General features: G+C 70.9%; 9 protein-coding genes and 3 pseudogenes. 4 read left to right on the top strand and 8 right to left on the bottom strand.

Annotated features, from left to right (window positions below; all coding sequences use genetic code 11):
• Positions 1 to 246 precede the first annotated feature (246 nt).
• Positions 247 to 666: an ATP-binding protein gene (locus V7793_RS11550; RefSeq protein ID WP_443057883.1), complete on the top strand. Its 420-nt coding sequence runs from the start codon at positions 247 to 249 to the stop codon at positions 664 to 666.
• Here the strand turns inward: V7793_RS11550 and V7793_RS11545 are convergent.
• Entirely contained in the window at positions 569 to 1,051 is a 483-nt protein-coding gene (locus V7793_RS11545) for an ATP-binding protein (RefSeq protein WP_336005290.1), read from the bottom strand. The two genes, V7793_RS11550 and V7793_RS11545, sit on opposite strands and share 98 nt — an antisense overlap.
• Positions 1,052 to 1,104: 53 nt before the next feature.
• Positions 1,105 to 1,449 carry an ArsR/SmtB family transcription factor gene (locus V7793_RS11540; protein ID WP_336005288.1) on the bottom strand — a complete coding sequence of 115 codons (345 nt, stop codon included), beginning with the start codon at positions 1,447 to 1,449 and terminating at the stop codon, positions 1,105 to 1,107.
• Between the two features lie 156 nt (positions 1,450 to 1,605).
• Here V7793_RS11540 and V7793_RS11535 point away from each other — a divergent pair, with 156 nt between their 5' ends.
• A complete protein-coding gene (locus tag V7793_RS11535) occupies positions 1,606 to 1,959 on the top strand; it encodes a zinc ribbon domain-containing protein YjdM (protein WP_336005285.1) in 354 nt (117 codons plus the stop codon).
• 262 nt (positions 1,960 to 2,221) lie between these two features.
• Here V7793_RS11535 and V7793_RS11530 read toward each other — a convergent pair whose 3' ends face one another.
• Complete coding sequence (locus V7793_RS11530) at positions 2,222 to 2,740, bottom strand: RICIN domain-containing protein (RefSeq protein ID WP_336005293.1); 519 nt, start codon at positions 2,738 to 2,740, stop codon at positions 2,222 to 2,224.
• A 213-nt stretch (positions 2,741 to 2,953) separates the two neighbouring features.
• Positions 2,954 to 3,769: a hypothetical protein gene (locus tag V7793_RS11525; RefSeq protein WP_336005282.1), complete on the bottom strand. Its 816-nt coding sequence runs from the start codon at positions 3,767 to 3,769 to the stop codon at positions 2,954 to 2,956.
• Between the two features lie 776 nt (positions 3,770 to 4,545).
• Here V7793_RS11525 and V7793_RS11520 point away from each other — a divergent pair.
• On the top strand, positions 4,546 to 5,013 hold the full coding sequence (locus V7793_RS11520; RefSeq protein WP_336005281.1) for a hypothetical protein: 468 nt from the start codon (positions 4,546 to 4,548) through the stop codon (positions 5,011 to 5,013).
• A gap of 149 nt (positions 5,014 to 5,162) precedes the next feature.
• Positions 5,163 to 5,579, top strand: a complete 417-nt coding sequence (locus tag V7793_RS11515; protein ID WP_336005298.1) for a hypothetical protein — start codon at positions 5,163 to 5,165, stop codon at positions 5,577 to 5,579.
• Positions 5,580 to 5,629: 50 nt separating this feature from the next.
• Here the strand turns inward: V7793_RS11515 and V7793_RS11510 are convergent.
• The 4 genes and pseudogenes from V7793_RS11510 to V7793_RS11500 all read right to left on the bottom strand — a co-directional run.
• A pseudogene (locus V7793_RS11510) lies at positions 5,630 to 5,764 on the bottom strand (TetR/AcrR family transcriptional regulator); the annotation flags it as partial.
• Positions 5,746 to 5,910, bottom strand: a pseudogene (locus tag V7793_RS38210) (amidase); the annotation flags it as partial. The pseudogenes V7793_RS11510 and V7793_RS38210, both read right to left, overlap by 19 nt.
• Positions 5,911 to 6,283: 373 nt before the next feature.
• A pseudogene (locus V7793_RS11505) lies at positions 6,284 to 6,709 on the bottom strand (nucleotidyltransferase family protein); the annotation flags it as partial.
• 76 nt (positions 6,710 to 6,785) lie between these two features.
• Positions 6,786 to 7,421 (bottom strand): nuclear transport factor 2 family protein, encoded by a 636-nt coding sequence (locus V7793_RS11500; RefSeq protein ID WP_336005276.1) that lies wholly within the window; start codon positions 7,419 to 7,421, stop codon positions 6,786 to 6,788.
• Positions 7,422 to 7,535: the final 114 nt, after the last annotated feature.

Here is a 7,535-nt window from a genome sequence, read left to right as displayed (position 1 = left end):
CCGTCGCCGCCGCGCGCAGCCACCTGCGCGGCGCCGGAATCCTGTCCCCTGCCCCTGCCCCTGCCCCTGCCCCTGCCCCTGCCGTCCCGGCCCAGGCGCGCCCGCACGCCCCCGCAGCCGTGATCACCGAGGAGTCTTCCCGATGACCACTTCTTCCTCGCTCCGCCGCATGTTCGACGTATCCGGTGAGCGGCGCCTGATCGTCCGCACCCCGGCCCCCGGCGGCACGACCCGGTCCACGGCTTCATGAGACTGTCCGCTTCCCTGCCGTTCCGGTCTGTGCTTGTCTGCCCCACCGTGCCCGCCTCGGTGGCCCTGGCCCGCCGCACCGCCGAGATGATCTACGTCGAATCCTGGGGCATCAACCCCCGCCACCAGGCCTTCGGCCCGGCACTGCTCATGCTCAGCGAGCTCGTCACCAACACCGTCCGGCACACGGCAGCCGTCTCACCTCAGGTGACCGTCACCTACGCCGCGGGTCCGAAGACCCTTGCCTTCGGTGTCCACGACCGTCACCCCCACCAGCCCGACCCGGCACGCTTCGCGGCCGGCGCCGGCGGGCTCCGCATCATCGCCGAGCTGACCGCGGAGCTGTGCGGCAGCTGCACAGTGCTGCGGGATGCCGACGGCGGCGGCAAGACCATTTGGATCTCCCTGCCGATCTGACGCCCGTACAGCAGGAGAGGATGCCGCAGCCGTGTACGGCAGGTTCCACAGTCAGCGTGCCGCCGTAGGCGGCGGCGAGGTCAGCGACGGTCCGAAGACCGTCCCCCACCCCTGCCGGGGACGGAACGGGAAGACGCGGGGCCTGGTCGGCTACGCCGACGACGAGCTGACCGTCCCCGGCCGCGATGGTCACATCCGCTGTGGGGGACTGGTCGGCTGCGTGCCGCACGGCGTTCGCGACCAGCTCGCTCACCGCCGGCAGGGCAGCGCCGGCGAAGGCCGAGTCCGGGCGGAGCCCGTACTCCGAAAGCGCCGTCGTCGTATCGTGACGTGCCTGCCGCACCGCCTCCGGAACCAGCGGAACCGTCAGGACGCGCCGCCACACAGGAGAGGAACCCGCACACACTGCCGCCGGCGACGCGCGCTTGCGGCGCCACGTCACCGCGAAGCCTCCGCTTCGGCGCCGCGGAGTTCCTCCAGCAGTTCGTTCTGTCCGCTGAGCATCTCGGTGAGGATGCGGCGAGCGGCGCGCATCAGTTCGGCTACGTCGCCGCCGGCGAGTTCGTAGACGACTGTGGAGCCGGTGCGGGTGGAGGTCACGATGCCCGAGCGGCGTAGTACCGCCAGTTGCTGGGACAGGCTGGACGGTTCGATGTCGATCTCGGCCAGCAGGTCACGTACCGGCCTCGGCCCGTCCTGGAGCAGTTCCAGTACCCGGATGCGGACCGGGTGTCCCAGCATCCGGAAGAACTCGGCCTTCGCCTGATACAGCGGAACCGGCACGGAACCCTCAGCCTCTCGCCTCGCCGAGCCTCCTGCGTGGAGGCAACGTCCGACGCTGTGCCCGCGGCCACCTGCCGGCACAGCCAAACCATCATGTAGCGAATTGAAAAATTCTGCAATTCGTCATCCTTGCGGGCCCCGGGCTACAGTGGAGGGGTGATCGAGAACCTGCCTCCGTGCCCCGAATGCTCCAGTGCGTACACCTACGAAATGGGCGCGTTCCTGGTCTGCCCCGAGTGCGGCCACGAGTGGTCTCCCACGGCCGCCGATCCCGCGGGCGACACCGAGGACGGGGTGATCAAGGACGCGGTCGGCAATGTCCTCGCCGACGGAGACACGGTCACAGTGATCAAGACCCTGAAGGTGAAGGGCCATCCGACCGGGATCAAGGCAGGCACCAAGGTGCGCAACATCCGCCTCGTGGATGGTGTGGCCGGCCACGACATCGACTGCAAGATCGACGGCTTCGGCGCCATGCAGCTCAAGTCCAGCGTGGTCAAGAAGGCCTGATCGGATACGTCAGCACGCCTATGGGAGATCTTCTCGTGACCGGGCCGGGTGACGGCAATCCGCCCCCCGGTTCGTGCGGCGTCATGGTCCCGGGCGGCTTCGGCGGCGTACTCGCGGGCAGTAAAAGCCTCGGCTCAGCGGCCTGACGGGGGCAACCGCGCGGCCGGGTGTCTCCGGTGCGGGCTCCGGGAGGGCAGCCGCACCGGAGACACCAGGTCACTCTCCGAAGAGCGTGGAGCGGAACTTCAGGGCCGGACGGCCTTCACAGGATGTACTTGAGGGACCACTTCTGATTCGGCAGTCCCTGGTTGTCGTTGGTCACGACGGGCGACTCGTTCGCGCCTCCCCAGCCGCGGTCGGGCTCGAGGACGCGGCCGAAGAGGTTCGCGATGCGTGCAGGTTCGGACTGGGTCGCCGGGTCGACGTACCAGAGCTGGTCGACGTTGGTGAAGCTGCTGTCGCAGGTCGACAGCCAGGTCGCCCAGCCGCTCGGGCCCTGCGCGTAGCCCGCAAGGCACGTGCCGTTCCTGCGGTTGACCATGTGGTAGCGGCCGCGGCCGTCGGCGACCAGGTCCCAGAGCTGGTACGCCTGCGTGGTGCAGTCCCATACCCGCACGCGGTCGTCACCGGACGGGAAGCCCATGCAACGGCCGGTGCCTTGGTTTCTGACCTGGAACGGGCCGACCGCCGCCGGGGCCCTCTCCGCACGTACTCGGGGTTCGGCCGCCCCGGCGCCTGGGACTGCGACCGCGAAGGTGGCGGCCAGTGCCGCCGCCAGCACGGCAAGTCGCTTGCGTGAACTCACGAGTTTCCCCCTGTCCGACTGTCCCCGAGGTCGTGAGCGCAGGCTCTCGCGCCGTACCCCGTTCGAAAGGGGTTTCGCTCTGAAACACCTCTATTGGGTGATGCGAGAGCGAGAGCCACTGTGACGCGTGGCGGCTCCCGCCGTCCGGCGGTGCAGCCAGTGCGCAGCCCCGTATGTTCTTGGGCCCGGTCAGTGCCGTCGGCCCCTCCCCCTGCCGACCAGCCGCCAGGCCTCGGTGAACAGCTCGGGGAGCGTGCCCGGGAGCAGGTCGAAGGCCTCCACTTGGCTGCCGTCGGCGCTCAGCTCTGCACGGGTCAGGGGCGCTTTCCAGCACTCCATGGGAGGCAGCGGCTTCTTGGCGTGCGCCCACGGGCCGGGCAGGCAGAGCGTGCGTCCCGCGCGGGCCCGGCGCTCCTCTACCACCAGGCCGCGCGCCACCAGCTCTGCCGCGGCCGCCTTGTGGCGGGCTGGTGTCCAGGCGTTCCAGCGCCGCACGTTACGGTCCGAGGGCACGGGGAGCAGCAGGAGCTGGGGGTAGAGGGTGGCGGCGTCCTCGGGCAGGTCGAGGGTGGCGGTGACGTCGGCGACCAGGCCGGGGGCGCAGGCGCGGGGGTCGGATTCGTAGCGGCCGGGAGGCAGGTCGTCGGCGGTGATGCGGGCTGTGACGCGGTCACAGGTGCCGTCGGTCAGCCACTCCAGGCGTCGGCTTCCGCGGTTGCCACGGGCGACGCCCGAGTGGAGGACCCGGGCCGGTGAGTCGCGGTCGGCCAGGACCTTGCGCAGGTGGTGGACGACCTCCGGCGCTCCGGTGCGTACGGGGTCGCCGGCGGGGAGGTCCGCGTACGCCCACGGCAGGCCTGCGAAGGCGGCGTCCGCGACGGTTGCGGCGTCGTAGTCGCCCATGACGTCCCATGCGGTGCGCAGGTGGCGGTGCTCGGGCGGGCAGGGCCAGACCCGCAGGTAGGTGGCAGGGCGGCGTTCGCCGGGTCGAGGAACAGGTGGCACAGGTGGGTCGCCGGCATCCGGGTCTGCAGGGCGACCGCGGACTGCCAGGTGCTCCATGGGCCCTCGGGGTCCGCGGGCGTCACGTCGGCGAGCAGGTCGAGCCGGTCGTCGTCGTGCAGCATCGACAACTCGGCGCGCGCCGATTCGAGTTCGCCCGCTTTGAAGCCGAACGCTGCGCGCTCGTACTCGTCGAGGAAGGGCTGGTGGTAGCTGCCCGAGCCGGGGTTGCCGGCCAGGACGAGGGCCGCAGCGGGACGGCTCAGGCCCGTCGCCTCGCTCAGAGCGAGAGCCGCGTCCGCGTCCGCGTCCCGGGCGACCGGGCCGCGCTCCCGGATGAGCTCCACCAGGCGCAGCAGCTGCCCCGGAGTGCCCCAGCCACGAGGGCTGTCCACGACGTGGAGCGGTTCCTCGGGGCACGGGGCGGCCTCATCCCTGGGGAGCACGGCCTCGAAGTAGGGAGTCCTGCGCGCGGCCGGCAGGTGCAGGCCGAAGGAGGCGCCCTGATGGTCGCGGACGCCTCGACCAGTCCCACCCGTATCCATCGGCGCCGGAGCGACTCAGGGATAGCCCCGATGTGCGCGGTGGCCCGGGCCCGTAGTTTGGGCAACGCCGGCAGCTGGACACGGGGGCGGCTGCCGGTACCGCTTCCCTCGATCGCAGCACCTCAGCGGTGACAGCGAGAGGGAGAGCAGGCCGGGCACGTGGCCCTGAGGAGCAGTCCGGCGACCCCGACGATCCGGCGCAACCGGTATCACCACACGTGGGAAGGACCGATCATGCGGGGGAAAATGCTCACCCTGGCCGGTGCCGCGACCCTGTTGCTGACCGCTGCGGGCGGCGCGCAGGCGCACAGCAGTGACGACTGGCGGCCCGCCCTGTCGTACGGCACCACCGAGAACGAACGCTGGGCCTCGGGCTGGGTCGGTGGTTCCACGCAGCGGGCCGACGGCGGCGCGCACATCAAGTGGACCGGTACCAAGGTCGGTGTCCAAGCGTGGACGAGGGACCACGCGCGTGACGGATACTGCGCGGTCACGCAGATCCGCTACCACGTCAAGGACGGCGGCAAGTGGGCCGATCACTGGCACTACCGCTCACCGGCCGTCGACTGCACCGACGGCAACGACGGGATCGTGGCCCAGTGGTACGGCTCCCGTAAACCCATCAAGGACGTCCAGGCCCGGGTGTGCCTCGGCAACGCCTCCGGCACCCCGGTGCGAGACCAGTGCCATCCGTGGGACTGACGCCGCGACCCCGGCCGGCCAGGACATGGCCGCGTGCGAGGCGGCGTCCACGACAGCAGGGGCCCAAGCCCACCAAGGTCTACATCTCCTGACGCCCTGATACATCCAGGAATCGCAGGAGCACCAGATACTCCTTCAGGAGGAACACCGTGTCACCTCGTTCTCGCAACAGAGTCTTACGGGCCTGCACGGCCGCCGCGGCCATCCTCATGACGGGCACCGCGGTCGGCGTCGCTCAGGCCACGCCCGCCCCGTCCGCATCCGCCTCGTCCGCTTCGGTGAAGGTGGAGGACAGGTACACCATCGACCTGCACAGCAACGTCCGTGGAGCCCCGAAGCTGAAGAGCCGTGTCTACGGCACGGCAGGCCGGGGCGCCTACATCGACATCGACTGCTGGACCCGCGGGCAGGACGTCAGCTCCGGCGGCCAGCACACCAACGTCTGGTACGAGGGCGGTGTCTGGATGGGCAAGCCCATGAATCGCCACCTGGGCCCCGGCGTGTGGGTCTGGGGCGGCAACGTCGACACCAAGGGGGACCCGCAGAAGGGCATCCCCCACTGCTGACTCCCTGACGCCCGGGCCGGCCTCGCCTCCACGAGCGGCCGGTCCGGGCGCAGGATGCCGGTCAGCCGGGGAGCGGCGTCGACGACGGCGTGGGCGAGATCCGGGTCCGACGCGTAAAGGCGGCGCGGTGCGGTTCCCGGGGTGGCCATCTGCCACAGGGCTCCTGCCATCGCCGTGGCCGTGGCCGTGGCCGTGGCGCGGCCTGTTCCAGCTGGCCGGCGAGACGGAAGAGGACGTCCTCGCGTCCGTATCCCGCGGCGAACTGGATGCCGACGGGGAGTCCGGTGGCGGGGTCGGCCTCCAGGGGGACGGACATGGCGGGGGTACCCGCGCCGTAGCACCCCGAACGGGAGCATCGAGCACGCGGGTGAGCGGCTCATGAGGATCGTCGAGGCCGTCCTGGACCGCCATTCGGCCTCCAAGGCTGCCCCGTAAAAGGTCGTGAAGGGGCACGGCACGGACCCGGGCCGACGGACGCCGTCCGGCAAAGGCGCGTTCAAGCCCGGCGAGATCCTGGGGCGTGTTGACGGCCCACCACGGAACGTCCACCGGGTACCCCACGAGCTGACGGGCCCGGATCAAGTCAGCGAGAGTGCTCTGGACGTGATCACCCTCATCAGGAAGCAAGTCGACCACGTCGGGGGCGAAGAGGTACACGCCTGCGTTCATCCGACGATGCGGCGTCCACGCCGATCCCAGGGCTGTCACCCGGCCTCGCCCATCGCATTCGACTCCGGCGCGAGGCGCCCTCCGGGCAGGCCAAGGCCACTGCCGCCGGCGTGGCATGCCGCACGTGGTGTGCGCGCATGCCCGGGAGCGAGAAGCGGGTCCAGATGTCGCCGTAGACGGCAAGCCAGGGCTCGCCGGGGTACGGCAACGCCCTGGCGGCTCGCTTGAGCCCCCCCCGCCCCGCCCCGCCCCAACGGTCGCTCTTCCACGACCACGTCGGCGCGTAACGGCAACTCCTGCGACCCGAGATAGTCGATGATGGCAGCGGCCCGATAGCCCGCCGAGACGATGACGTGCTCCACTGCGGACTCGGCGAACCAGTCGATCTGATGCCGCAGGATCGGCATGCCCCGCACCTCGACCATCGCCTTCGGCCGATCGCACGTCACGGGCCGAAGCCGCCGCCCGCCCCCGAAGCCGTCTGGGACGCCCCACGGCGCGGACGCCGATGATGGCGTCGGGCTGCAGGAGCTGTGATCACTCCGGTTCGAAGGCGCGCAGGGTGTCGTCGCCGTTGGTCCACAACACCCCGAGCCGCTGCCGGGCCAAGAGCCAGCCGTCCCCGCGCCGGCGGAACTCCCAGTCGTAGGGGCCGCCCATGGAGTAGGGGGCGGAGGTTCTCCCGGGAGCGGTGACGGCGACGAACCACATGTATCCGATACCGGTCGCCCGGTCGCCCGCCACGTCCACGTGCATGTTGAGGATGTGGTGCTGGATGCTCGTGTAAGGCGACTCGGCCTCCTCCACCTTCGCGCGGATGGCGTCCCTTCCCCGGGTCCGCTCCCAGGGCCCGAACTCCAGCACGGCGTCTTCGGCCCAGCAGGCGGACCAGGTCCGCCAGTCCTTGCGGTCCAGTGCCCGCCAGCCGCGGATCACGAGAGCGTGCAGGGCGTCTCTGTCCTCCAAGGCCCGCACTCTGCGCGCCAGGTCGTCGAGGGCGGGGGTGTGCGGCATTCCGGTTCCTTCCGTCATCACGCCCGGCGAGACCGGCGTGACCGGCGTGACCCGGACGCCTCCGGCGGACTCCAGGGGCAGGGCACTGCGGGCGGTCGCCTCGCCGGTCCCGCTGCCGGCGCCGCCGGTCTCTACGGCCTTGGCTGTCTGGTCCGGCATGGCTTCCCTTCTCTTGGTAGGGCACCGAGTCTGGGCGGGGCGTTCCGGGCGGACCAGGCTGTGTGTTGCCCGGGTGCGGTACACCCGGGCAACACGCTGAGCCCGCCGTCCGGC

This window comes from Streptomyces sp. KLMMK (genome assembly GCF_036961605.1).
Lineage (GTDB): Bacteria > Actinomycetota > Actinomycetes > Streptomycetales > Streptomycetaceae > Streptomyces > Streptomyces telluris.
The sequence above is the reverse complement of the archived record's forward strand: the minus strand, read 5'-3'. Positions and strand labels throughout refer to the sequence as shown.